This window comes from Streptomyces sp. NPDC088794, from assembly GCF_044750545.1.
Taxonomy (GTDB): domain Bacteria; phylum Actinomycetota; class Actinomycetes; order Streptomycetales; family Streptomycetaceae; genus Streptomyces.
In genome coordinates this window covers 80,469-104,282 of the sequence record NZ_JBIVKB010000017.1, presented here as the reverse complement: position 1 = coordinate 104,282, position 23,814 = coordinate 80,469, and the positions used below count along the sequence as shown (strand labels likewise).

Here is a 23,814-nt window from a genome sequence, read left to right as displayed (position 1 = left end):
TCAACGGGGGAAGAACCCGTCCGGCGGGGGCGTTGGGGCCCGCCATGACCTCGACCTGGATCGCCGCGCACCGCTCCGCCGTCATCGACCCGTACGAGGCCTTCGCCCTCTTCGAGATCCGCGGCTTCACCGACCGGACCGTCCGCCAGTCCCTGCGCCTGGCCGGCGGCGGCGAGGCGCTGCGCGTCCGGTTCAGCAACCGCTACGGCAAGGAGCCCCTGCACGTCGGCGGCGCCCACCTCGCCGTCCGCACCCGGGGCAGCCGGATCGACCCCACCAGCGACACACCCCTGCGCTTCGCGGGCGCCGAGGACGCCACGATCCCGGTCGGCGAGGAACTCGTCAGCGATCCGGTCGAGTTGCCCGTCAGCGCGGGGGAGGAGCTCACCGTCAGCCTCTACCTGCCCGGTGACACAGGTCCGAGCACGTACTCCGCGATCCCGTACGACATCGGCCACGCCGTCCCCGGTGACCGGCTCTCCGCCGAAGTCCTGGAGGACGCCGAGGAGTTGTCCACCGGCCACTACCTCACCGGCGTGGACGTCCTGGCCCCCGCCGGCACCCGGATCGCCGTCGCGTTCGGCGACTCCTGGATCGAGGGCGCGGCCATCACCCCCGGCACCGACAACAGCTTCCCCGCCCAGCTCGGACGCCGGCTCACCCGCGGCTGGATCGTCAACCAGGGCATCTCCGCCAACCGTCTGCTCACCGACGGGGTCGGCGACCACCTGCTGTCCCGCGTCGACCGTGACGTCCTCGCCGTGCCCGGCGTCAGCCACGTCCTGATCCACATCGGCCTCAACGACCTGGGCCTGCCCGGCACCCTCGCCTACCCCGAACCCGCCGCCCGGCCCACCTCGGCCGACCTGATCGCGGGCCTCCGTATGCTCGCCGCCCGGCTGCACACCGCCGGACTCACCGTCATCGGCAGCACGTTGGGCCCCTACGCGGGCACCACCTATCCCGGCTACGACAGCGAGAGCGGCCAGGTCGCACGCCGTGAGGTCAACGCCTGGCTGCTCGGCGACGACCATCCCTTCGACGGTGTCGTCGACGTGGCCGCCGCCGTCGCCGACCCGGACCAACAGGACCGTATCCGCGCGGAGTTCGACTCCGGTGACGGCGTGCACGTCAACGACGCGGGCGCGAAGGCCATCGCGGACGCCGTCGACATCACGCTGCTGGACCTCTAGAAGGCCGCTGAGCCGCCGGACGGCCGCCGGCCCTCGGAAGGACCGGCGTCGACGCCAACCCTCCTTTTCCGACGCATGGGTTGACGGGGGTATTGGTCTAGGCCTTAATGGCTCACAGTCCGTTCACATGAACAGAGGTTGTTCAGACTCGTGAACTGGGCGTGACTTCCTCTACCCCCACCAGCGCCGCGTGCGCCGCATCTTGGAGGACTCATGCGTCGAAACAGCCGATACGCGCTGGCCGTTGCCGCTGCCACAGGTGCGACGGTGGCCGGCCTGCTCGCCCCCTCGGCGTCCGCCGCCACGACGGCGGCGAACCCCGGCCCCGGCTTCCCCGCCCGGTACTCCGCGCCCTACGCGGAGACCTGGAACTCGCCTTCCGCCCTGGCCAACGCGCGCAACGCCACCGGGCAGAAGTACTTCACCCTCGCCTTCGTCATCGCCGGCAGCGGCTGTAACGCGACGTTCAACGGCGACACGGCCATCAACAACGCCTCCTGGACCTCCGCCATCAACTCGCTGCGCGCGGCGGGCGGGGACGTCATCGCGTCCTTCGGCGGCGCCTCCGGCACGGAACTGGGTCTGGCCTGCACCTCGGTCTCGACCCTCAAGGCCCAGTACAAGAAGGTCATCGACACGCTCAACCTCACCCGTGTCGACCTCGACATCGAGGGCTCGACCCTCAACAACACGGCCGCCAACGACCGGCGCAACAAGGCCCTGGCGCAGTTGCAGAGCGAGTACGCGGCGGCGGGGCGCAAGCTCGACGTCCAGTACACCCTGCCGGTCAACCCGACCGGCCTGGAGCAGAACTCGATCAACCTGCTCAACAACGCCAAGAGCAACGCCCTGACCGTCAACCTGGTCAACATCATGACCATGGACTACGGGCCGGCCATGGACATGGGCAAGGCGGCCACCGACGCGGCGACCGCCCTGCACGACCAGCTGGGCCGGATCTGGACGACCAAGACCTCCGCGCAGCTGTGGGCCATGGAGGGCAACACCCCCATGATCGGGGTCAACGACACCCAGGCCGAGGTGTTCACCACGGCCAACGCGACGACCCTCGCCAACTTCGCGGCCAGCAAGGGCATCCAGGAGCTCTCCTTCTGGTCGCTCGGCCGCGACAAGGCCTGCGCGACCAACGGCCAGCTCTCCGACACGTGCAGCGGCACCTCGCAGAGCGCGTACCAGTTCACCCGCACCCTGCGCTGACCCGACGGCGGTGCTTCGGACACTCCAGGTCCGAAGCACCGCCCAGCAGTTGACTGAACGTCAGAAGACCGGCGTGCCGTTCCGCGTGAGCTTCCAGTCCACCGACGCGAAGTCCGCCGGGTCCAGCTCGCCCTTCGCGGTCACCCACTCCGCGATCCGGGTGCGGATCTCCGTCGACTCCGACCACACCTCGGTCGCCGAGGCCACGTGCGGGAACGCGCCGCCGCCGTTGGCACGGTAGTTGTTCACCGCGAGCACGAACTGCTGGGTGTCGTCCAGTGCCGCCCCGTCGTACGTCAGGTTCTTGATCCGCGCACCGGCCGCCTGAGCGATGTCGATGTCGTACGTGAAGCCCGATACGTAGTCGTAGTTGTAGTCCGGGCGGTTGTTCGCGTTGGTCAGCTTCGCCGGGTCGATCACCGCGTCCGCGGCCGTCTGCACGAAGTACTCCGCCGAGTACTCCAGGTACGCCCGCACCTGCGCGCCCGTCAGCACCTTCGCGACCAGCGTGTTGTCGTACACGTACAGACCCGACAGGTCCCGGATGGTCACCTCGCCCGCCGGGATCTCCGAGGTCCGCGAGAACGGCGAGGCCTGCGCGACCACCGGCAGCGAGGCGTACGCGGTGCCCACCAGGGCCGCCTTGACGACGTCCTCCTGGACCTTGGTGATCAGGTCGATGATCGGGGCGTCCTTGTAGCGCGCCTCGACCGTCGTCAGCGTCTGCGTGGCCGTGCCGACCACCTGGTTGACGTACTCGACGACCTTCGCGTGCTCGTCCGAGAGCAGCCGGGTGATCTTCGGGTCGTCGGCGACCGTGTTGGTGTTGAGGACCTTGGAGGCGACCGACTCGACGCTCCACCGTCCCTTGGCGAAGACCAGCTCGACGTCGAACTGCGAAAGCCGCTCCGCGTACGCCAGCGGCTCCGAAAGCACCACCGTCTTACCGGTCTTGGCGTTGGTGACCTTCAACTCCGGGATCTCCACGTGCGCGTGGCCCACCAGGATCGCGTCGATGCCGGGCACCTGCTGCGCGACCAGCGCCGCCGAGTTCTCCACGTACGGCAGCTGGTCACCGTAGGACGAGGTGCCCGAGGAGCCGGAGTGCGCCGACACGATGACCACGTCCGCGCCCATCGACCGCAGCTTCGGCACCCACTTCGCGGCCTGCTCCTCAAGGCCCGGGAACGTCAACTTGCCCTGCACGTACGCCTTGTCCCAGATCGCGATGCCCGGGTTGGTCAGACCGAGCACGGCCACCTTCACCGGCGGCGCGCCCCGCACGCAGAACTTCTTGATGAAGTACGGCGGGAAGGCGGGCTTCAGCGTCTTCGCGTCCAGCGCGTTCGCCCCGAGGAGCGGGAAGCGGCACTGCTCCTCGAACTTGCGCAGCGTCTCGATGCCGTAGTTGAACTCGTGGTTGCCCAGCGCCACCGCGTCGTACCCGATCGCGTTCATCGCCTGCGCCATCGGGTGCACCGGGCCGCCCTTGGCGGTGATCGGGTCGACCTTCGCGTAGTAGTACGTCAGCGGGGTGCCCTGGATCGTGTCGCCCGCGTCCAGCAGCAGCGTGTTCTCGCGGCCCCGCTCCTTGCGGATCGCGTTCACCAGCGTCGAGATCCGGGCCAGGCCCTGTGCGTTGCCGGCCGCGTCCGTGTAGTCCGCGTCCTTGAAGTAGTCCCAGTTGAAGACATGCCCGTGCAGGTCGGTGGTGCCCAGGACGGTGAGGGAGTACCGCTTCGCCTTCGACGGCTTCTTCATCGCGCTCTCCGCTGCCTCGGCCGACGGTGTCGCCGCCGCGCCGGCCAGCGCGACCCCGGCACCTGTCACGGCGGACTTCTTGAGGAACTTCCGGCGGTTCAAGGGCATCTCTGGCTCTCCTCGGGGAATGGTCAACAACGCGCGTAGATTCTGACGCGTCCACGACCGACGGCAACAGGTCCCTGAGGTTGCGATCTGATGACCTAACCTGTGCGCTCCCGGGCCGTACCCCGCTAAGAAGTGACAGAGTTGGGCGTATGGCCACCGCTTCGAGCACCCCGTCGCCGGACACCTCCCAGCCCGCCGTGCCGTACGGCACCCCCGACGCCCCGCGCATCGCCGTCCGCGGCGAGGCCCGCCTCGAAGTCGACCCCGAGATCGCCCGCATCGGCATCGCGGTCGCCTCCCGCGGCAAGGACCGCCGAGCCGCCCTGGAGGACCTCACGCGCCGCAACGCCACCGCGCTGGAGCTGGTGAAGACGTACGGGGACGCCGTCGAGCGGCTGGAGACCGGGCACTTCTCCATCACCCCCGAGCTCACCCAGCGTGGTCGCGGCGAACGCGTGCGCACCTATCACGGCAGCGTCCACATCACCGCCGAGCTGACCGACTTCACCGCGCTCGGCGAACTCACCACCCGCCTCGCCGATCTCGACCTCACCCGCGTCGACGGCCCCTGGTGGGCCCTGCGGCCCGACTCGCCGGTCCACCGCAAGGCCCGGCAGCAGGCGGTGCGCGAAGCCGTCCAACGCGCCCGTGAATACGCCGAGGCCCTGGGCGCCGGCCTCGCCGCGCTGGTCGAGCTGGCCGACATCGGCGCCGAGAACGCCCAGCCGTATCCGCAGGCGCCCGGCCGTATGCGCAGCGCGACCATGGAGTTCGCGGCCGCCGCGGACGCCGGCGCTCCGGCCCTCGACCTGGAACCCCAGCGCCAGCACGTCTTCGCCCAGGTCAACGCCCGCTTCACCATGACACCGCCCCGGCTGTAGAAAGGCGCGGCAAGCAGAAAAATGCTCATCGGAGCACCCCTCCGCACAATTCAATACTTGTCAATAGCCCTTCACTCAAAGGTTGTTGAGTGGTCATACGCGGCCAATTCTCTACTGGCCGGTAAGGCCTAGGCTCGAATCATGCGCCGAGCAAAAATCGTCTGTACTCTGGGGCCCGCCACCGACTCGTACGACCAGATCAAGGCACTGGTCGAAGCCGGAATGGACGTCGCCCGATTCAACCTCAGCCACGGCAGCTACGCCGAGCACGAGGAGCGCTACCAGCGCGTGCGAAAGGCCTCGGACGAGACCGGCCGCAGCGTCGGGATCCTCGCCGACCTTCAAGGCCCGAAGATCCGACTCGGCCGCTTCACCGAGGGCCCGGTACTCCTTGAACGCGGAGACACCTTCACCATCACCGTCGAGGACGGCGCCGAGGGCGACCGCCACTCCTGCGGCACCACCTACGCGGGACTCGCCGACGACGTCACTCCCGGTGAGCGCGTCCTGGTCGACGACGGCAAGGTCTGCCTCGAAGTCACCACCGTCGACGGCCCCCGCGTCCACACCACCGTCGTCGAGGGCGGCATGGTCTCCGACCACAAGGGCCTCAACCTCCCCGGCGTCGCCGTGTCCGTGCCCGCCCTCTCCGACAAGGACGAGGCCGACCTCCGCTGGGCCCTGCGCATCGGCTGCGACGTCATCGCCCTCTCCTTCGTCCGCAGCGGCAAGGACATCGAGGACGTCCACCGCATCATGGACGAGGAGGGCCGCCGCCTCCCGGTGATCGCCAAGGTCGAGAAGCCGCAGGCCGTCGAGGCGATCGACGACATCGTCGCCGCGTTCGACGGCATCATGGTCGCCCGGGGCGACCTCGGCGTCGAGATGCCCCTGGAGCAGGTCCCGATCGTCCAGAAGCGCGCGATCAAGCTGGCGAAGCGCAATGCCAAGCCGGTCATCGTGGCCACCCAGATGCTCGACTCGATGATCGAGAACTCCCGCCCCACCAGGGCCGAGGCGAGCGACGTGGCGAACGCGGTGATCGACGGCGCGGACGCGGTGATGCTGTCCGGCGAGACCAGCGTCGGCAAGTACCCCGTGGCGACCGTCAGCACCATGTCCCGGATCGTCGAGGCGGCCGAGGAGGACATCCTCGCCAAGGGCCTCCCGCCGCTGACCGAGCGGAACAAGCCCCGCACCCAGGGCGGCGCGGTGGCCCGCGCGGCGGCGGAGATGGGCGACTTCCTCGGCGCCAAGTTCCTGGTCGCCTTCACCCAGTCCGGCGACACGGCCCGCCGCCTGTCCCGCTACCGCTCCCCGATCCCGATGCTGGCCTTCACCCCGGAGCCGGCCACCCGCTCCCAGCTCAACCTCACCTGGGGCATCGAGACCTTCATCGGCCCGCACGTCGACTCCACCGACGCCATGGTCGACCAGGTCGACGAACTGCTCCTGAAGTTCGGCCGCTGCGAGAAGGGCGACATCGTCGTCATCACGGCGGGCTCCCCGCCCGGCGTCTCGGGCGCGACGAACCTCGTCCGGGTGCACCACATCGGCGAGGACGACAGCCCCAAGTGACCGTCTGACGCGAGCAGTCGGGGGTACGAGAAAGCGGATGTCCACATCGATGTGGGCATCCGCTTACTGGTGTGTCGGGTGCCGGGTGCGGGATTCGAACCCGCACGCCCTTTCGGACAGATGTGTTTGAGACATCAGCGTCTGCCATTCCGCCAACCCGGCCGGGCAACCCCACAGGACTATACCGGGTGACCTCACTGCGTCGCAGCTAGGTAGGCTGCTTGTCAGCAGCACCCCGCCCGGAACGAGGAGCCCCCGTGACCGCCCCCGAGTCGCCCCAGCCCGTGGACGCGCCCGACGACGACAAGTCGCACGTGCCTCCGCTGACGACCCGTGTCGTCATCGCGGAGGACGAGGCACTGATCCGCCTCGACCTCAAGGAGATGCTGGAGGAAGAGGGCTACAGCGTCGTCGGCGAGGCCGGTGACGGCGAGCAGGCGATCGAGCTGGCCCGCGAGCACCAGCCCGACCTGGTCATCCTCGATGTGAAGATGCCCAAGCTGGACGGCATCTCCGCCGCAGAGAAGATCGCCGAGGAGCGCATCGCCCCGGTGCTGATGCTCACCGCGTTCTCGCAGCGCGACCTCGTCGAGCGGGCCCGGGACGCCGGCGCGATGGCGTACCTGGTCAAGCCGTTCAGCAAGAGTGACGTCGTACCGGCCATCGAGATGGCCGTCTCCCGCTTCACCGAGCTGAAGGAGCTGGAGAAGGAGGTCGCCGACCTCAGCCAGCGCCTGGAGACGCGGAAGCTGGTCGACCGGGCGAAGTCCATCCTCCAGACCGCGTACGGACTGACCGAGCCCGCCGCGTTCCGCTGGATCCAGAAGACCTCCATGGACCGCCGGATGTCGATGCAGCAGGTCGCCGAGGCGGTCATCCTGGACGCGGACGAGAAGAAGAACAGCAAGGGCTGAGCCCGCGCGGTACGTGACGGAGGCCCGCACCCCCTGACAGGGTGCGGGCCTCCGGCGTATCGCGGTGTCGCGCAAGGGCGGGCGGCTAGTCCTCGCCCAGGTACGCCTTGCGCACCGACTCGTCGTGCAGCAGGTCCTGGCCGGTGCCGGACAGGACGATGTTGCCGACCTCCATGACGTGGCCCTGGTCGGCCAGCGACAGGGCGGCCTGGGCGTTCTGCTCGACCAGCAGGATCGTCGTGCCCTGGGACTTCAGCTCGACGATCGTCGACATGATCTTCTGCATCATGATCGGCGACAGACCCATGGAGGGCTCGTCCAGCATGAGCAGCTTGGGCTGGGACATGAGCGCACGGCCCATCGCCAGCATCTGCTGCTCACCGCCCGAGAGGGTGCCCGCGGCCTGCTTGCGCCGCTCCCCGAGGATCGAGAAGAGGTCGTAGGCACGCTGGATGTCCTTCTCGATGCCTTCCTTGTCCTTGCGGAGGAAGGCGCCGAGCCGGAGGTTGTCCTCGATGGTCAGGCGCGGAAAGATGTGCCGGCCCTCGGGGGAGTGGGCCAGACCCAGCGCCACGATCTTGTGCGCGGCGACGCCATTGAGCGGCTGCCCCTCGAACATGATCTTGCCGCCGCTGGGCTTCAGCAGCCCGGAGAGGGTGCGCAGGGTCGTCGTCTTGCCGGCGCCGTTGGTGCCGATGAGGGTGACGACCTGGCCGGCCTCGACCTTGAAGGAGATGCCCTTCACGGCCTCGATCTTGCCGTAGGCGACGCGGAGGTCCTCGACCTCGAGCAGCGTGGTCACTGGACGTCTCCCTTGGTGGTGCCGGGGGTGCTGTCCGCGACGGCGCCGGCCTCCCCGGCCGGGCTCTCCGGGGCCTCGGTCGCCCCGGGGTCGCCCTCGAAGGGCTCGCCCAGGTAGGCCGCGATGACCCGCTCGTCGGCCTGGACGACCTCGGAGGTGCCCTCGACCAGCTTCTCGCCCTGGACGAGGACGGCGACACGGTCGCAGAGGTTGAAGATGAAGCGCATGTCGTGCTCGATGACGAGCACGGCGACGCCCTTGTCGCGGATGGCGAAGACGAGTTCCTCCGTCGCCCGCGTCTCCTGCGGGTTCATGCCGGCCGTCGGCTCGTCCAGGAGCAGCAGACCGGGCTCGGACGCCAGCGCCCGGGCGATCTCCAGCTTGCGCTGCTCGCCGTAGGGGAGGTTGCGGGCGAGGTGGTCGCGCTTGTGGGCGAGACCGATGAACTCCAGTAGTTCCATGGCCCGTTCCTCGCTGGCGCGCTCGGCCCGCTTGAAGCCGGGGCCGCGCAGCAGCGCCGACCAGAGGCCTTCCTTCGTCCGCGTGTGCCGGCCGACCAGGACGTTCTCCAGGACGGTCATGTTGGCGAACAGCCGGATGTTCTGGAACGTACGGGCGATGCCCGCCTTCGTCACCAGGTGCGGCTTCGGCGGCAGGACGGTCCCCTGGTAGGAGACCGTGCCCTCCGTCGGGATGTACAGGCCGGTCAGGCAGTTGAAGAACGTTGTCTTGCCGGCGCCGTTCGGGCCGATCAGACCCACGATCTCACCGGAGTTGACGGTGAAGTCGACCGAACGCACGGCGGTCAGGCCGCCGAAGCGCATCGTGACGTCGCGGGCTTCGAGTACAGGTGTCGTCATGGCTCCTACGCCCCTGCCTTCGTGACGGCCGGCTCGTCGCTGAGCGTTTCGGTGTCTGGTACGTCGAGTTGGCCGGTCTCGTGGAACTCGAGCTGTCGGCGGCGGTTGGCGATGATGCCCTCGGGGCGGAAGCGCATCAGGAGGATGAGCGCGATACCGAAGGCGAGCAGCGACTTGTCCTGGAGGAAGACGAGCTTCTCCGGGAGCAGGTAGAGCAGCGCCGCGCCGAGCAGCGGACCGGCGACCGTGCCCATGCCGCCGAGGACGACGGCGGCGAGCAGGAACGCCGAGTTCGGAGGCGTGGCGCCGGCGAACTGGTACGGGTTCGGGACCACGCTGTACGTCACGTGGGCGCTGACCGTGCCTGCGAGGCCGGCCAGGGAGGCGCCGAGCGCGAAGGCGATGAGCTTGACCCGGAAGCCGTTGATGCCCATGGCGGTGGCGGCGGTCTCGTCCTCGCGGATGGCGATCCAGGAGCGGCCGATACGGGAGTCGGCGGCCCGCGTGTAGACCAGGACCACCAGGGCCATGATCAGGACCATCAGCAGGTAGTAGTTGGCGAAGCGGCCGAGGGTGAAGCCGGCGACGTCGTGTGCCTTGCCGAAGTTGAACCCGAAGAAGTCCAGGTCCGGGATGGCCGGGATGCCGTTGGGACCGTTGGTGATGTCCGGGCCGGACTCGCCGTCCATGTTGTTGACGGCGATACGGAAGATCTCTCCGAAGCCGAGAGTGACGATGGCGAGGTAGTCGCCGCGCAGCCGCAGGGTCGGTGCGCCGATCAGGACACCGAAGATCAGCGAGGCGGCGGCACCGGCGAGGGCGGCGGCCCAGAAGGGGAACTGGACGCCGGAGAACTTGGAGAACTCCGAGCCGGAGACCAGGGCCGCGGTGTAGGCGCCGACGCCGAGGAAGGCGACGTACCCGAGGTCCAGGAGGCCGGCGAGGCCGACGACGATGTTCAGGCCCAGGGCGACCGTCCCGAAGATCAGGATGTTCACGCCGATGTTGGCGTAGTGGTCGTCGGTCTGGGTGAACGGGAAGCCGATGGCCGCGATGAAGCCCATGGCGAGGGCGAAGCTGCGGTTCGCGGCGACGATGTGGGAGAACCGGTCCAGCAGACCGGCGGTGTGCATCGCCCAGACCGTGAAGACCACGACGATCAGGTAGCCGACGAAGAGCTCGCCGTACTCGGTGTCGATGCCGTAGGCGAAGACGAAGAGGCCGATGGCCGCCACGACCGTGATCACGGCCCGCTGGATCCAGGGGGACAGCGGCGCGGGCGCGGGGATGCGCTCGGACTTGGCGACGTATGCCTTGAGCGTGTCCTTGGTGGTCTCGCCGGTCTGCTCCGGGAGGGCGAGGGCGCCGAGTACGGGCAGCAGGGAGGCGACGGCGGCGACCCAGCCGCCGGGCTCCAGGTTGGACAGGCCGCCGAGCTTGGAGGCGATCGCGATGACCGTGTACCAGGTGGTGCCGAAGCCGCCCAGGGCCAGCAGCACCAGGGGGGCGTTGTTGCGGGCGGGCAGCAGCCAGCCCAGGCCGCGGACGCCGTAGGAGGCGAGCGCGAAGAGGGCCGTGAGGACGCCCGCGGTGAAGGTGAGCCACTGCAGGCCGCCCGGGTAGCCCGTGACCGTGAGGTCCCCGGGGAACTCGGAGGTCCAGGTCCAGGCCAGGAACGCGGAGACCGCGGTGGCGACGCCGCCGACGAGGAGGAGCGCGCGGGCGGCGGACAGGGGCAGCGGGATCAGGCCGCGCGGGGCGGTGTCCGTGGACGGGGTCTTGGTCGTCTCGGTCACGCTGATCACGCCCTGTCCGCGACGCGCTCACCGAGCAGCCCCTGGGGCCTGAACAGGAGCACGAGGATGAGAAGAACGAAGGCCCAGACGTTGGCCCAGCTCTGGCCGCCGAGTTTGTCCATGCCGGGGATGCCGTCGATGTAGGCGGAGGCGAGGGTCTCGGCGACGCCGAGGACGAGTCCGCCCAGCATGGCCCCGTAGATGTTGCCGATGCCACCGAGGACGGCCGCGGTGAAGGCCTTGAGGCCCATCAGGAAGCCCATGCGGTAGTCGATGCTGCCGTACTTGAGGCCGTAGGCGACCGCGGCGACGGCGGCGAACAGACCGCCGATGGCGAAGGCGATGACGATGATGCGGTTGGTGTCGATGCCCATGAGCTGCGCGGTGTCCGGGTCCTGCGCGGTGGCCTGCATGGCCCGGCCGGTGCGGCTCTTGCGCACGAACCAGGCGAGGCCGGACATGCAGACGATGGCGGCGACGACCAGGAAGATGTCGGCGTCCTTGATGGTGACGGAGCCGATGTCGTGCGTGGCGTCCAGGCCGGGGAAGGCGCGGGCGCGGTCGGCGTTGGGGTAGAAGTTGCGGACCAGTTCCTGGAGGGCCAGGGAGAGACCGATGGCGGTGATGAGCGGTGCCAGGCGTGGTGCTCCGCGCAGAGGTCGGTAGGCGAACCGTTCCGCTCCGACCGCGATGAGGACGGCGACGATCGCACCGCCTATCAACATCAGGGGGACGGCGACGGCCAGGTTGGTGCCGTCGGGAAGGATGTAGAGGTAGACCGTGAGGGCACCGAAGGCCCCGGTCATGAAGATCTCGCCGTGCGCGAAGTTGATGAGCTGGACGATGCCGTACACCATCGTGTAGCCGATGGCGATCAGCCCGTACATCGAGCCAAGAAGCAGCCCGTTGGCCAGCTGCTGCGGCAGGGTGTTCACCGCATGGCCTCCATGTCGCTGGGTCGTGTGCACAGAATCGGTGGAGTTGTGCACGGGGCGTGTACAAGGTCTGGGTGTGGAAACGGGCCGCGCGGTCGGGATCCTCCTTCCGCGCGGCCCGTGGTGCGACGTGCTGGGGCTGACAGGTCAGCTGGCAGTGCCCGTCTTGACAGCCTTCCAGGCACCGTCGGTGACCTGGTAGACCGTGAGCTGCTTGTTGCCGGTGTCGCCGTACTCGTCGAAGGAGACCTTGCCGGTGATGCCCTCGAAGTCGGACTTCTGGACCTCGTCGACGAGCTTGGAGCGCAGGTCGTTGATGTCGCTGGGGAGCTTGTCGCTGTTGGCGTCCTTGACGGCCTTCACGGCCTTGATGATCGCCGAGGCGGCGTCGTAGGAGTAACCGCCGTAGGCGCCGTAGTCACCCTTGTAGCCCTTGGCCTTGTAGGTCTCCACGAACTGCTTGGCGGCCGGCAGGGTGTCGACCGGGACACCGACGGAGGTGGCGAGGTCGCCCTCGGAGGCCTTGCCCGCGGTCTCGATGTAGGTCGAGGCGAACATGCCGTCACCGCCGAACAGCGGGATCTTGACGCCGGCGTCCTTCATCTGCTTGGTGATCAGCGAGGACTCGTCGTACTGGCCGCCGTAGTAGAGCAGGTCGGCGCCGGAGTTCTTGATCTTGGTGACGAGCGAACCGAAGTCCTTGTCACCGGTGTTGACGTGGTCGGTCTGGACGACCGTGCCACCGGCGGCCTTGAACTTCTCGCCGAAGATCTTCGCGAGGCCGGCGCCGTAGGTCTGCTTGTCGTCGACGACGAAGGCCTTCTTCGACTTCAGGCCGTTGTACGCGTAGTCGGCGGCGAAGCTGCCCTGCAGCTCGTCGGTGGTGGCGGTGCGGAAGTACGTCTTGTACGGCCGCTTCTTGTCCGTCTGCCAGTTCTTGCCCTGGGTCAGCTCGGGGTTGGTGTTCGAGGGGGAGATCTCGACCATGTTGGCGGAGGCGAAGACCTGCTGCATCGACTGGGCCACGCCGGAGTTCAGCGGGCCGACGGTGCCGATGACGGTCTTGTCGCCGACCAGGGCCGTGGCGTTCTGCTGGCCGCTGGCGGGCTGGGCCTTGTCGTCCAGGGCCTTGACCTTGAACTTCACGCCCGGGACCCAGTTGTTCTTGTTGGCGTCGTCGACGGCGACCTGAACGCCGTACTGGATGCCGAGGCCGGTGGTGGAGTTCTCACCGGAGAGCGGGGCGTCCACGCCGATGGTGTAGGTCGTGGTGCTGCTGTCGCTCTTGTCACCGCTGTCGTCTCGGGACCCGCAGGCGGTGAGGGTCAGAGCTCCACTCGCAAGAACGGAGGTAAGTATCACCAAGGAACGCTGTCGCACAATCAGTCCTTTCGCAGCCCGCTCGCCTGGGTGAGGGCGGCAGATGCCTCTGGTACCGAACTCCCGATGGAGCGGTGACTGGCCGTGACTCTAAGCCCGTCTGTAGGCGGCGGCATCGCCGTAGCCGCGCTTGTGACTTTCTTGTTATGCCGTGATGCGGGACGAGCCCGGCGAAAGTGGGCTCTCAGCCGTTTTGGCGGATTTTCCGCTCAGTCCGCATTCTGAGAACCCGCACTTCCGGTTGGCCGCGGGCCTGGTCGCAAGGTTGCCGGTCCGCAGGCCCCGTGGAGCAGCTCGGAAAGGTCCCGGGCGTACCCGCCGTCGAAGATGAAGCTGTGGTGTTGTATTGCGCGTGTGTTACGCAGCGTTACGTCAAGAAAAGGTAGGTCCGCGATCCGGGGCAGTCCCGAACAGTCGGATACGGATATTTCGACGGCGATTCGCCGGGGTGTCCCGGCGGACACGGTGAAACTCCGCTCGGGTGTGACGTGCGCGGTGAGACCGGGAAAGGCGGCGCCGTCGACCCGCACGGTGACCGGGGGGCCGTGGTCGACGGACACGGCGAACCGGAACAGCCCGCCGGTCACCCGGGGGCCGGGAGGCGTCGGGGTGGCGGGCGGGGCGGCACGTCCCAGGTACTCCCAGGCGGTGACATTGGCGGGATACGGGATGGGCTCGGTCGGCTCGGCCCGGTCCGGGGCGCCGGCGGTGGGCAGCAGCACGACTCCGGCCGCGGCCACGACGATCACACCCGCGGCGAGGAGTGCCCTGCGGGCCGTGGGCGGCAGCGCGCCCCAGCGTGCGGCGAGGCCGCTCGCGGGACGACGGCTCCGGAACCGGTCGGTGAGGCGCGGCGCGTCGGTGCCGATGACGTCGTAACTCTCGTCCGCCTCGGGCCCGTTGACGGGTTCGACGGGCCCGATGCCGCTCATGACCGCAGCCCCATGGGGAAACGGTAGGTCAGGGCGCCGGAGCTGGAAAGACGCCGTACCGCCGGGCGGTGCCGCTCAGCCGGCGACGCCCACGTGCTCCCCGTCCCCGGGGCGCACGTCCCGCAGCAGACAGGTCAGCCGCGCGGTGCACACCCGCCGCCCCTCCTCGTCACTGATCACGATCTCGTACGTCGCCGTCGAGCGCCCCCGGTGCACCGGCGTGGCCACGCCGGTCACCAGGCCGGAGCGGGCGCCGCGGTGGTGGGTGCAGTTCAGGTCGACGCCGACCGCGATCTTGGAGCTGCCGCCGTGCAGCATGGACCCGACCGACCCCAGGGTCTCGGCCAGCACCGCGGAGGCGCCCCCGTGCAGGAGCCCGTACGGCTGGGTGTTGCCCTCCACCGGCATGGTCCCCACGACCCGGTCCACGGAGGCCTCCAGGATCTGGACGCCCATCCGGTTGCCCAGGTGCCCGGCGGAGAACAGAGCCGGCAGGTCGACGCCGAGCTCCGCGTACTCGTCGATGACTTCCTGCGGGAACTTCACGTGCTGCTGCTCGCCCATGGGGCCGGCTCCGTTCTCGTACGCCTGACGGTGGATCTGGCTCGCCGCTGAGCAAACGCTCAGTCGGTGGTCGATTGTTCCAGACGGACGACGACGGACTTGCTGGCCGGGGTGTTGCTGGTGTCCGCGGTGGCGTCGAGCGGCACCAGGACATTGGTCTCCGGGTAGTACGCGGCCGCGCACCCCCGTGCCGTCGGGTAGTGCACGACCCGGAAGCCCGGCGCGCGCCGCTCGACGCCGTCCTTCCACTCGCCGACCAGGTCGACGTACGACCCGTCGGCGATGCCCAGCACGCGCGCGTCCTCGGCGTTCACGAGCACCACCCGGCGGCCGTTCCTGATGCCCCGGTAGCGGTCGTCCAGGCCGTAGATCGTGGTGTTGTACTGGTCGTGCGAGCGCAGGGTCTGCAACAGCAGCCTGCCCTCGGGCAGTTGGGGGAACTCGACGGGCGCGGCGGTGAAGTTGGCCTTGCCGGTGGCGGTCGGGAAGCGGCGCTCGTCGCGCGGGGCGTGCGGGAGGGCGAAGCCGCCCGGGTGGGCCACGCGCGCGTTGAAGTCGGTGAAGCCGGGGATCACGCGCGCGATGCGGTCGCGGACCGTCGCGTAGTCCTTCTCGAACTCCTCCCAGGGCGTGCGGGATTCCTCGCCCAGGACGCGCCGGGCCAGTCGGCACACGATGGCCGGCTCGGACAGCAGATGGGTGCTCGCGGGCTCCAGACGGCCCCGGGAGGCGTGCACCATGCCCATGGAGTCCTCGACGGTCACGAACTGCTCGCCGCCGCCCTGGAGATCGCGCTCGGTGCGGCCCAGGGTGGGCAGGATCAGCGCCCGCGCGCCCGTGACGGCGTGCGAGCGGTTGAGCTTGGTCGACACGTGCACGGTGAGCCGGGCGCGCCGCATGGCCGCCTCGGTGACGTCCGTGTCGGGGGACGCCGAGACGAAGTTGCCGCCCATCGCGAAGAAGACCTTCGCCACGCCGTCGCGCAGGGCGCCGATGGCCCGGACGACGTCGTAGCCGTGCTCGCGCGGCGGGGCGAAGCCGAACTCCTTCTCCAGGGCGTCCAGGAAGGCCGGCGCGGGACGCTCGAAGATGCCCATCGTGCGGTCGCCCTGCACGTTGCTGTGGCCGCGCACCGGGCACACGCCCGCGCCCGGACGGCCGATGTTGCCGCGCAGCAGAAGGAAGTTGACGACCTCTCGGATCGTCGGCACCGAGTGCTTGTGCTGGGTCAGGCCCATCGCCCAGCACACGATGGTGCGCTCGGAGGCGAGCACCATGCCGAGCGCCTGCTCGATCTCCGCGCGCGTGAGGCCCGTCGCGGCGAGCGTCTGCTCCCAGTCCGCGGCACGGGCGGCCTCCGCGAACTCCTCGTAGCCGTGGGTGTGTTCGTCGACGAAAGCCTGGTCGACGGCGCCCTGCGTCTCCAGGATCAGCTTGTTGAGGAGCCGGAACAGGGCCTGGTCGCCGCCGATGCGGATCTGCAGGAACAGGTCGGTGAGCGCGGCGCCCTTGAGCATGCCCTGCGGGGTCTGCGGGTTCTTGAAGCGCTCGAGGCCCGCCTCGGGCAGCGGGTTGACGCTGATGATCTTCGCGCCGTTGGCCTTGGCCTTCTCCAGGGCGGAGAGCATGCGCGGGTGGTTGGTGCCCGGGTTCTGGCCGGCGACGACGATCAGGTCGGCCTTGTAGAGGTCCTCCAGGAGGACGCTGCCCTTGCCGATCCCGATGGTCTCGTTGAGTGCCGAACCGGACGACTCGTGGCACATGTTGGAGCAGTCCGGCAGGTTGTTCGTGCCGAACTCGCGGGCGAAGAGCTGGTAGAGGAACGCGGCCTCGTTGCTGGTGCGGCCGGACGTGTAGAAGAGCGCCTCGTCGGGAGAGGCGAGGGCGTGCAGTTCCTCGGCGACGATGTCGAAGGCGCGCTCCCAGGACACAGGTTCGTAGTGCGTGCCGCCCTCGGGGACGTACATGGGATGCGTGAGGCGGCCCTGCTGGCCGAGCCAGTAACCGCTGCGGGTCGCGAGGTCGGCGGCCGGGTGGGCGGCGAAGAACTCCGGGGTGACCCGGCGCAGGGTGGCCTCCTCGGCGACCGCCTTCGCGCCGTTCTCACAGAACTCCGCCGCGTGCCGGTGGTCCGGCTCCGGCCAGGCGCAGCCCGGGCAGTCGAAGCCGTCCTTCTGGTTGACCCGCAGCAGCGTCAACGCGGTGCGCTTCACGCCCATCTGCTGCTGCGCGATGCGCAGGGTGTGCCCGATCGCCGGCAGCCCCGCCGCCGCGTGCTTGGGCTCGACGACCTTCGGGGCGTCCTGGACCGGATCGCCCTGGGGCGGCTTGGTGGCCATCGCCCACTCTCCTCACACGCGCACATGTCGGGTACCTCTTCGATCCTCTCACCTGCCCGCGACAGCGACGGAGCCCGGTCGTTGTAGAGGGCACCAGCAATGCGTGCGGACGGCCGGGGTCGTCCGTCCGTGCCGTCGTCGGCGGTGGGCGGGGCCGACTGTCAGTGCGGCGTGGCAGGATCGGGGGCGTGGCAGAGACAGCAGCGAAGAAGACCGAGAAAACCGCCGGCGGCAACCGGCCCCGGCTGATGCTCATGGACGGGCATTCGCTGGCGTATCGCGCGTTCTTCGCGCTGCCCGCGGAGAATTTCACGACGGCGACGGGCCAGCCGACCAACGCGATCTACGGCTTCGCGTCGATGCTCGCCAACACCCTGCGTGACGAGGAGCCCACGCACTTCGCGGTGGCCTTCGACGTCTCCCGCAAGACCTGGCGCTCCGAGGAGTTCACGGAGTACAAGGCGAACCGCTCCAAGACCCCGGACGAGTTCAAGGGCCAGGTCGAGCTGATCGGCGAGGTGCTCGACACGATGCACGTGTCGCGGTTCGCGGTCGACGGCTTCGAGGCGGACGACGTCATCGCCACGCTCGCCACCCAGGCCGAGGCCGAGGGCTTCGAGGTGCTGATCGTCACCGGCGACCGCGACTCCTTCCAGCTGGTCACCGAGCACACGACCGTGCTGTACCCGACCAAGGGCGTCTCCGAGCTGACCCGGTTCACCCCGGAGAAGGTCGAGGAGAAGTACGGCCTCACCCCCGCGCAGTACCCCGACTTCGCGGCCCTGCGCGGCGACCCGTCCGACAACCTCCCGGGCATCCCCGGGGTCGGTGAGAAGACGGCGGCGAAGTGGATCAACCAGTTCGGTTCCTTCGCCGAGTTGGTCGAGCGCGTCGACGAGGTCAAGGGCAAGGCCGGGCAGAACCTGCGCGACCACCTGGACGCGGTCAAGCTCAACCGCCGTCTGACGGAGATGGTGCGCACGGTCGAGCTGCCCAAGACGGTCGCCGACCTGGCGCGCGAGCCCTACGACCGCAAGGCGCTGGCCCTGGTCCTGGACACCCTGGAGATCAGGAACCCCTCGCTGCGCGAGCGGCTGCTGGCCGTGGACCCCGGCGCCGAGGAGGCCGAGGGCACCCCGGTCGTCGCGGACGGCGTGGAGGTCGACGGCACGGTCCTGTCCACCGGCGAGCTGCCCGGCTGGCTCACCGAGCACGGCACCGCCACCCTCGGTGTCGCCACGGTCGACACCTGGGCGCTGGGCACCGGCTCGGTCGCCGAGATCGCGCTCGCCGCGTCCGACGGCGCGGCCGCCTGGTTCGACCCGACCCAGCTGGACGAGGCCGACGAGAAGGCGTTCGCCGGCTGGCTGGCCGACGCGGCGAAGCCCAAGGTCTTCCACAACGTCAAGGGCGCGATGCGGGTCTTCGCCGAGCACGGCTGGAGCGTCGCCGGCGTCGACATGGACACCGCGCTCGCCGCGTACCTGGTCAAGCCGGGCCGCCGCTCCTTCGACCTGGACGCGCTGTCCTTGGAGTACCTGGGCCGCGAGTTGACCCCCGCGGCCTCGGCCGACGGCCAGTTGGCCTTCGGCACCGACGAGGGGGCCGAGGCCGACGCCCTGATGATCCAGGCGCGTGCCGTCCTCGATCTGGGGGAGGCCTTCGAGGGCCGGCTCCAGGAGGTCGGTGCCGCGGACCTGCTGCGTGACGTGGAGCTGCCCACCTCGGCCCTGCTGGCCCGCCTGGAGCGGCACGGCATCGCGGCCGACCGGGCGCACCTGGAGGCCATGGAGCAGATGTTCGCGGGCGCCGTCCAGCAGGCGGTGAAGGAGGCGCACGCGGCGGCCGGGCACGAGTTCAACCTGGGCTCGCCCAAGCAGCTCCAGGAGGTCCTCTTCGGTGAACTGGGCCTGCCCAAGACGAAGAAGACGAAGACCGGTTACACCACGGACGCCGACGCGCTGGCCTGGCTCGCGGGCCAGACGGACAACGAGCTGCCGGTGATCATGCTCCGCCACCGCGAGCAGGCCAAGCTCCGCGTCACCGTCGAGGGCCTGATCAAGACGGTCGCGACGGACGGCCGCATCCACACCACCTTCAACCAGACGGTCGCGGCCACCGGGCGCCTCTCCTCGACCGACCCGAACCTCCAGAACATCCCGGTCCGCACCGACGAGGGCCGCGCGATCCGTCGGGGCTTCGTGGTCGGCGAGGGCTACGAGTCGCTGATGACCGCCGACTACAGCCAGATCGAACTGCGCGTGATGGCCCACCTCTCCGAGGACGAAGGCCTCCTGGAGGCGTTCACCTCCGGCGAGGACCTGCACAACACGGTGGCGGCGCAGGTCTTCTCGGTCGACAAGGACCACGTCGACGCGGAGATGCGCCGCAAGATCAAGGCGATGTCGTACGGCCTGGCGTACGGTCTGTCGGCCTTCGGCCTCTCGCAGCAGCTGAACATCGACGCGGGCGAGGCCAGGGTCCTGATGGACACCTACTTCGAGCGCTTCGGCGGCGTACGGGACTATCTGCGCCGCGCGGTCGACGAGGCCCGAGCGACCGGCTACACGGCGACCCTCTTCGGCCGCCGCCGCTACCTGCCCGACCTCAACAGCGACAACCGCCAGCGCCGCGAGGCCGCCGAGCGGATGGCGTTGAACGCGCCGATCCAGGGCACCGCGGCCGACATCGTCAAGATCGCCATGCTGAACGTCGACAAGGCCCTGCGCGCGGCGGACCTCACCTCCCGCATGCTCCTCCAGGTCCACGACGAAATCGTCCTGGAGATCGCCCCCGGCGAGCGCACGGCGGTGGAGGAGATCGTCCGCCACGAAATGGCTGACGCCGTCCACCTGAGGGCCCCGCTGGACGTGTCGGTGGGCGTGGGACCGGACTGGGAGTCGGCAGCGCATTAGCCTCCGGCGGTTCGGTAGGTGGGGGCTGCGGGTGTCCGGGGCCGTGCTGCTGGGCAGGGGCAGGGGCCGGGGCCGGGGTCGGGTGCGGGGTGCGGGTGGCGCGTGAGGTCGCCATCCGTGCCGAGCGGCCGAGCCGGCTCCCGGGGCGAGGCCTCGGCGGCAGGCTCGGGGCGGGGCTTCGGTGGCGGGTCGGGGCGGGGCTTCGGCGGTGTCCCCGCGGGCCGTGCGGACGTGGCCCCGCGGGCGACTTCACTCACGCACCCCCCGCCAGGGCCCGTCACTCACGTGGCCCCCGCAAAAGCGCCCCTCTCCCCGACCTCCCGCAAGGATGCGGGCATGGGTATACGCACGCTCCATCGCCGGACGGCGTCAGCGCAGGCGAGCACCGATACGCGCCCCCGCCCGACATTCACCTCGGTCCCGGTCTTCGCGGCCGACGCGAGCACCGCCCGGATTCCTGCCGAACCCGGCCTGGTCCTGGGGCGCGGGCTGCCCCGAGCGGGCCTCGACGCCCGTACCGGCTCGGGCGAACCGTCCGCCTGGCGGCTCTGGGCCGGCCTGCTGGGCGATCACCTCATCCGGCTCGCCGGTCGCCGCCCCGACGACTCGACCCCGTGAGCACACCCACCGAGCCTTCCGCGTCCGGCGCCGGCCGCCACACCCGTACCCCCACGGCGTAGACGAGCAACCCCAGCACGAGCCCCGCGCCCGCGCCGAAGCAGACCGTCGGGATCAGTTCCCAGGGCTTGGCGGTCGAGCCCCAGTACGCCCACCACCGTGTCGCCCGCTGCACCGCCGCGACCAGCGCGCAGCCGCCGATCACGGCGCCGGCCCACCACCGGTCGCGCGCCGACAGGGCGGGGACGCCCGTCGGTCCGGCCGCGGCGGGCATCCGGCGCAGCGCGTGGAGCAGGAACGCGCCGATGATGATCGCGGCGACCAGTGAGCCGCCGTACTGGACGTACCAGAACAGCGGCGAGCCCCCGAACTCCCGGTCCAGCACCGGCAGCAGCCGTACGCCCCAGCGGTCGTGGTGCGTGAACGCGTCCCACACGACGTGCGTCAGCGCGCCGAGCGCGGCGGAGACGTACCACCGGGCCACCAGGGCGGGTCGCACGCGCGCGTGGGGCGCGCCGCACCGGAGGAGAGCGGCGGGACGGGACTGGCGGGACCGGGGAAGGAGGGCCACCAGCGGTTCGCGCAGGAGCAGCCACAGGGCGACCAGCGTCCAGGAGACCAGGACGTCGAAAGTGAGGACGCCCGTGAAGGAATGCGTGAACTCGCCGAATTCCATTGCCCCGGGAAGGGCACTCGCCGCGTAGTAGGTCATGTCGGGTGCGAAGGAACCGGCCACGAGCACGGCCGGAACCAGTCGGCCCCGACCCGTTCCGTCGGCGCGCACGGCGGGCAGTACGGCGGCCGCGTGGCTCAAGGTGAACGGCAAAGGAACTCCTGGTCGGCCGGGGTGGTCGCTGCGGTCCAGTATGCGGGCGGCAACAAGGCGCCAACCGCATATGGCCAACCGGTGAAAACCGGGCACGAACGGGTGCCGGTGCAAAAGAAGTTGTCGTAGGGTCGCCTGGGTCGGCGTGCCGATGGAACTCGGGGGAGCGCGGTCGAAACAGGTGAGAAAAGCACCGAAATCCGTGACGAGGGCAACCGACGCACCGGGTTGATCGTCACAACAGGGTGGGCCCAACAGGCCCGCGGCAGACAGCGACGGACGCACGGGCGCGTCCACCGGAGGGGCTGGTTCACTCTATGGCGGCGCAATTCGGTATGAGGCTGCGCAAGGGAGCGGCGACCACCGCGGTCGCCGCGGTCGTGGTCGCGGCGCTGTCCGCGTCCCAGGCACCGGGTGTCACGGCCGACGACCACGGCAGAACCAGCGCCGCCGACGCCCAGTCCTCGCCCGAAGCCACCGGTTCCGACGAGGGCGGCGCGACCGGCAACTCGCCGTACTACACGGACCTGCCGCCGCTCAACAGCCCGAACCCGTCGCCGAGTCCGACCGTGGGCACCCCGGTCGTGCAGGGCGACGGCGAGGCCGGCATACCCGCGACCGTCCTGGACGCCTACAAGAAGGCCGCGGACGAGCTGGCCCGGTCCAAGGCCGGCTGCAACCTGCCCTGGCAACTGCTCGCCGCCATCGGCAAGGTGGAGTCGGGCCAGGCCCGCGGCGGCCAGGTCACCGCCGACGGCACCACGATCACCCCGATCCTCGGACCGCAGCTCGACGGCAACGGCTTCGCGCTCATCCAGGACACCGACAACGGTCAGTACGACGGCAACAGCACGTACGACCAGGCCGTCGGGCCGATGCAGTTCATCCCGTCCACCTGGGCGTGGGCGGGCCGCGACGGCAACGACGACGGGGTCAAGGACCCGAACAACGTCTACGACGCCGCCCTCGCCGCCGGCCACTACCTGTGCCGCTACAGCTGGGACCTGTCGGTATCGGCGGACCTGAAGCGCGCGATCCTCAGCTACAACAACTCGCAGGACTACCTGAACACGGTCCTGTCGTGGCTGGAGTACTACCGCAAGGGCACGCACGAGATCCCGGACGGCACCGGCTCCGTCCCGTCGAACCGCAGCGACGACGACCAGCCCGACCCGAAGCCGTCGACACCTTCCACGCCCTCGACGCCGTCGACGCCCTCGACCCCGGGCAAGCCGTCCGACCCCGGCACACCGCCGCCGTCCGACCCGAGCACCCCGCCCACGACCCCTCCGCAGACGCCCACCGACACGGTGGACCACCTGGAGGACGGGGGCACCGCCAAGCTCACCGCGACGGCGGGCGGGGCGTTCGCCCAGAAGATCAGCACCAAGGCGGAGACCAAGGCCGGCAAGACGGTCGCCAAGGTCCGGGTCCGGTTCACCGTCGTCGGCACCACCGACGCCACCTTCACCGGCGGCGAGAGCGTCGCCACGGTCGTCACCAACACCTCCGGCGTGGCCGTCGCGCCCGCGCTCCAGGCGGGCGAGAAGACCGGCGACTTCACCGTCCGCGCCACGGTCGTCGGCCGCTCGGTCACCGCCCTCGACTACAAGGCCACGGTCACCGAGCGCGTCGCCGACACCCTCGCCCGCACCAGCGACACCGCGCTGACCTGCGTCCCGGGTGGCGAGTTCGCCGACCAGGTCGAGGTGAAGGCCACCTACAAGGACGCCGTCGCGGGCAAGGTCGCGGCCACCGCCACCCTCATCAAGTCGGCGGACGACGCCACCGAGAACGACAAGGGCCCCTACTTCAAGGACGCGGACGGCAAGACCGTACGCACCCTCACGGGCCTGACGACGGATGCGAACGGCCTGATCAAGCTGCCCAAGCTCTACGCGGACGACACCGCCGGCACCTACCTGCTCCGCATCACCACGGCGGGAGGTGCCACCCTCACCGTCGAACTGACGGTGGCGGCACCGGCCGAGACGTCTCCCGCACCCAGCCCGTCGCCCAGCGCGTCGGAGAGCGCCGCTTCCTAGCGGCCCCTGGTACGACCACGACGGCGCCCTTTCGCCGAAGGGGCGCCGTCGTTGTTGGATGCGTAGAACCTGTTCTCATCTCGCCCACCCGTTGCTACGGTGCCGGACCTGACGATGTATCAGTTCCCGTCCGTCCATTGGTTCCAGTC

Annotated in this window: 18 protein-coding genes and 1 tRNA gene; 8 read left to right on the top strand and 11 right to left on the bottom strand. The window is 69.7% G+C overall.

Translation table 11 applies throughout. From position 1 onward, the window contains the following. Nucleotides 1–44 precede the first annotated feature (44 nt). Nucleotides 45–1,193: a GDSL-type esterase/lipase family protein gene (locus ACIP6U_RS38110; protein ID WP_401727285.1), complete on the top strand. Its 1,149-nt coding sequence runs from the start codon at nt 45–47 to the stop codon at nt 1,191–1,193. A gap of 213 nt (nt 1,194–1,406) precedes the next feature. After that, nucleotides 1,407–2,411, top strand: a complete 1,005-nt coding sequence (locus tag ACIP6U_RS38105; protein ID WP_401727284.1) for a chitinase — start codon at nt 1,407–1,409, stop codon at nt 2,409–2,411. Between the two features lie 60 nt (nt 2,412–2,471). On the opposite strand, the gene ACIP6U_RS38100 is transcribed toward ACIP6U_RS38105, so the two are convergent. Beyond that, nucleotides 2,472–4,280: a bifunctional metallophosphatase/5'-nucleotidase gene (locus tag ACIP6U_RS38100; protein ID WP_401727283.1), complete on the bottom strand. Its 1,809-nt coding sequence runs from the start codon at nt 4,278–4,280 to the stop codon at nt 2,472–2,474. A 149-nt stretch (nt 4,281–4,429) separates the two neighbouring features. Between ACIP6U_RS38100 and ACIP6U_RS38095 the strand changes: the two genes are divergently transcribed. Continuing rightward, nucleotides 4,430–5,161, top strand: coding sequence for an SIMPL domain-containing protein (locus ACIP6U_RS38095; RefSeq protein WP_401727282.1), 732 nt, complete (start codon nt 4,430–4,432; stop codon nt 5,159–5,161). 141 nt (nt 5,162–5,302) lie between these two features. Continuing rightward, nucleotides 5,303–6,739 carry a pyruvate kinase gene (gene pyk, locus ACIP6U_RS38090; protein ID WP_401727281.1) on the top strand — a complete coding sequence of 479 codons (1,437 nt, stop codon included), beginning with the start codon at nt 5,303–5,305 and terminating at the stop codon, nt 6,737–6,739. Nucleotides 6,740–6,818: 79 nt separating this feature from the next. On the opposite strand, the gene ACIP6U_RS38085 is transcribed toward pyk, so the two are convergent. After that, nucleotides 6,819–6,901, bottom strand: a tRNA-Leu gene (locus ACIP6U_RS38085). A 95-nt stretch (nt 6,902–6,996) separates the two neighbouring features. On the opposite strand from ACIP6U_RS38085, the gene ACIP6U_RS38080 reads away from it, so the two are divergent. After that, complete coding sequence (locus tag ACIP6U_RS38080; protein WP_124004358.1) at nt 6,997–7,653, top strand: response regulator; 657 nt, start codon at nt 6,997–6,999, stop codon at nt 7,651–7,653. Between the two features lie 85 nt (nt 7,654–7,738). On the opposite strand, the gene ACIP6U_RS38075 is transcribed toward ACIP6U_RS38080, so the two are convergent. From ACIP6U_RS38075 to ACIP6U_RS38040, 8 genes are all read right to left on the bottom strand, one after another. After that, nucleotides 7,739–8,455 (bottom strand): ABC transporter ATP-binding protein, encoded by a 717-nt coding sequence (locus ACIP6U_RS38075; RefSeq protein WP_401727280.1) that lies wholly within the window; start codon nt 8,453–8,455, stop codon nt 7,739–7,741. Then, nucleotides 8,452–9,315 (bottom strand): ABC transporter ATP-binding protein, encoded by an 864-nt coding sequence (locus ACIP6U_RS38070; protein ID WP_401727279.1) that lies wholly within the window; start codon nt 9,313–9,315, stop codon nt 8,452–8,454. The genes ACIP6U_RS38075 and ACIP6U_RS38070 overlap by 4 nt, the downstream gene beginning before the upstream one ends. 5 nt (nt 9,316–9,320) lie before the next feature. Then, entirely contained in the window at nt 9,321–11,111 is a 1,791-nt protein-coding gene (locus ACIP6U_RS38065) for a branched-chain amino acid ABC transporter permease (RefSeq protein ID WP_401727278.1), read from the bottom strand. 5 nt (nt 11,112–11,116) lie between these two features. Next, a complete protein-coding gene (locus tag ACIP6U_RS38060) occupies nt 11,117–12,046 on the bottom strand; it encodes a branched-chain amino acid ABC transporter permease (RefSeq protein ID WP_401727277.1) in 930 nt (309 codons plus the stop codon). 147 nt (nt 12,047–12,193) lie between these two features. Beyond that, nucleotides 12,194–13,411 carry a branched-chain amino acid ABC transporter substrate-binding protein gene (locus ACIP6U_RS38055; protein WP_401727439.1) on the bottom strand — a complete coding sequence of 406 codons (1,218 nt, stop codon included), beginning with the start codon at nt 13,409–13,411 and terminating at the stop codon, nt 12,194–12,196. A gap of 224 nt (nt 13,412–13,635) precedes the next feature. After that, nucleotides 13,636–14,358, bottom strand: coding sequence for a hypothetical protein (locus ACIP6U_RS38050; protein ID WP_401727276.1), 723 nt, complete (start codon nt 14,356–14,358; stop codon nt 13,636–13,638). A gap of 75 nt (nt 14,359–14,433) precedes the next feature. Next, nucleotides 14,434–14,922, bottom strand: a complete 489-nt coding sequence (locus ACIP6U_RS38045) for a PaaI family thioesterase (protein ID WP_401727275.1) — start codon at nt 14,920–14,922, stop codon at nt 14,434–14,436. Nucleotides 14,923–14,981: 59 nt separating this feature from the next. Next, entirely contained in the window at nt 14,982–17,261 is a 2,280-nt protein-coding gene (locus tag ACIP6U_RS38040; protein ID WP_401727274.1) for an FdhF/YdeP family oxidoreductase, read from the bottom strand. 188 nt (nt 17,262–17,449) lie between these two features. Here ACIP6U_RS38040 and polA point away from each other — a divergent pair, with 188 nt between their 5' ends. Both polA and ACIP6U_RS38030 read left to right on the top strand, forming a co-directional pair. Beyond that, nucleotides 17,450–20,176, top strand: coding sequence for a DNA polymerase I (polA, locus tag ACIP6U_RS38035; RefSeq protein WP_401727273.1), 2,727 nt, complete (start codon nt 17,450–17,452; stop codon nt 20,174–20,176). A 336-nt stretch (nt 20,177–20,512) separates the two neighbouring features. After that, on the top strand, nt 20,513–20,794 hold the full coding sequence (locus ACIP6U_RS38030) for a hypothetical protein (protein ID WP_401727272.1): 282 nt from the start codon (nt 20,513–20,515) through the stop codon (nt 20,792–20,794). On the opposite strand, the gene ACIP6U_RS38025 is transcribed toward ACIP6U_RS38030, so the two are convergent. Further along, the gene (locus ACIP6U_RS38025; protein WP_401727271.1) at nt 20,751–21,620 is read right to left on the bottom strand and encodes a DUF4184 family protein; all 870 of its coding nucleotides are present in this window, start codon (nt 21,618–21,620) and stop codon (nt 20,751–20,753) included. The two genes, ACIP6U_RS38030 and ACIP6U_RS38025, sit on opposite strands and share 44 nt — an antisense overlap. Nucleotides 21,621–21,937: 317 nt before the next feature. On the opposite strand from ACIP6U_RS38025, the gene ACIP6U_RS38020 reads away from it, so the two are divergent. Continuing rightward, nucleotides 21,938–23,665, top strand: a complete 1,728-nt coding sequence (locus ACIP6U_RS38020) for a lytic transglycosylase domain-containing protein (RefSeq protein WP_401727270.1) — start codon at nt 21,938–21,940, stop codon at nt 23,663–23,665. Nucleotides 23,666–23,814 lie beyond the last annotated feature (149 nt).

Bases quoted from the DNA above. Each gene is read 5' to 3' on its own strand.
- pyk (WP_401727281.1), top strand. From the start codon at position 5,303: ATGCGCCGAGCAAAAATCGTCTGTACTCTGGGGCCCGCCACCGACTCG.
- ACIP6U_RS38020 (WP_401727270.1), top strand. From the start codon at position 21,938: ATGGCGGCGCAATTCGGTATGAGGCTGCGCAAGGGAGCGGCGACCACC.
- ACIP6U_RS38070 (WP_401727279.1), bottom strand. From the start codon at position 9,315: ATGACGACACCTGTACTCGAAGCCCGCGACGTCACGATGCGCTTCGGC.
- ACIP6U_RS38105 (WP_401727284.1), top strand. From the start codon at position 1,407: ATGCGTCGAAACAGCCGATACGCGCTGGCCGTTGCCGCTGCCACAGGT.
- ACIP6U_RS38045 (WP_401727275.1), bottom strand. From the start codon at position 14,922: ATGGGCGAGCAGCAGCACGTGAAGTTCCCGCAGGAAGTCATCGACGAG.
- ACIP6U_RS38050 (WP_401727276.1), bottom strand. From the start codon at position 14,358: ATGAGCGGCATCGGGCCCGTCGAACCCGTCAACGGGCCCGAGGCGGAC.
- ACIP6U_RS38095 (WP_401727282.1), top strand. From the start codon at position 4,430: ATGGCCACCGCTTCGAGCACCCCGTCGCCGGACACCTCCCAGCCCGCC.
- ACIP6U_RS38030 (WP_401727272.1), top strand. From the start codon at position 20,513: ATGGGTATACGCACGCTCCATCGCCGGACGGCGTCAGCGCAGGCGAGC.
- ACIP6U_RS38110 (WP_401727285.1), top strand. From the start codon at position 45: ATGACCTCGACCTGGATCGCCGCGCACCGCTCCGCCGTCATCGACCCG.
- ACIP6U_RS38100 (WP_401727283.1), bottom strand. From the start codon at position 4,280: ATGCCCTTGAACCGCCGGAAGTTCCTCAAGAAGTCCGCCGTGACAGGT.
- ACIP6U_RS38040 (WP_401727274.1), bottom strand. From the start codon at position 17,261: ATGGCCACCAAGCCGCCCCAGGGCGATCCGGTCCAGGACGCCCCGAAG.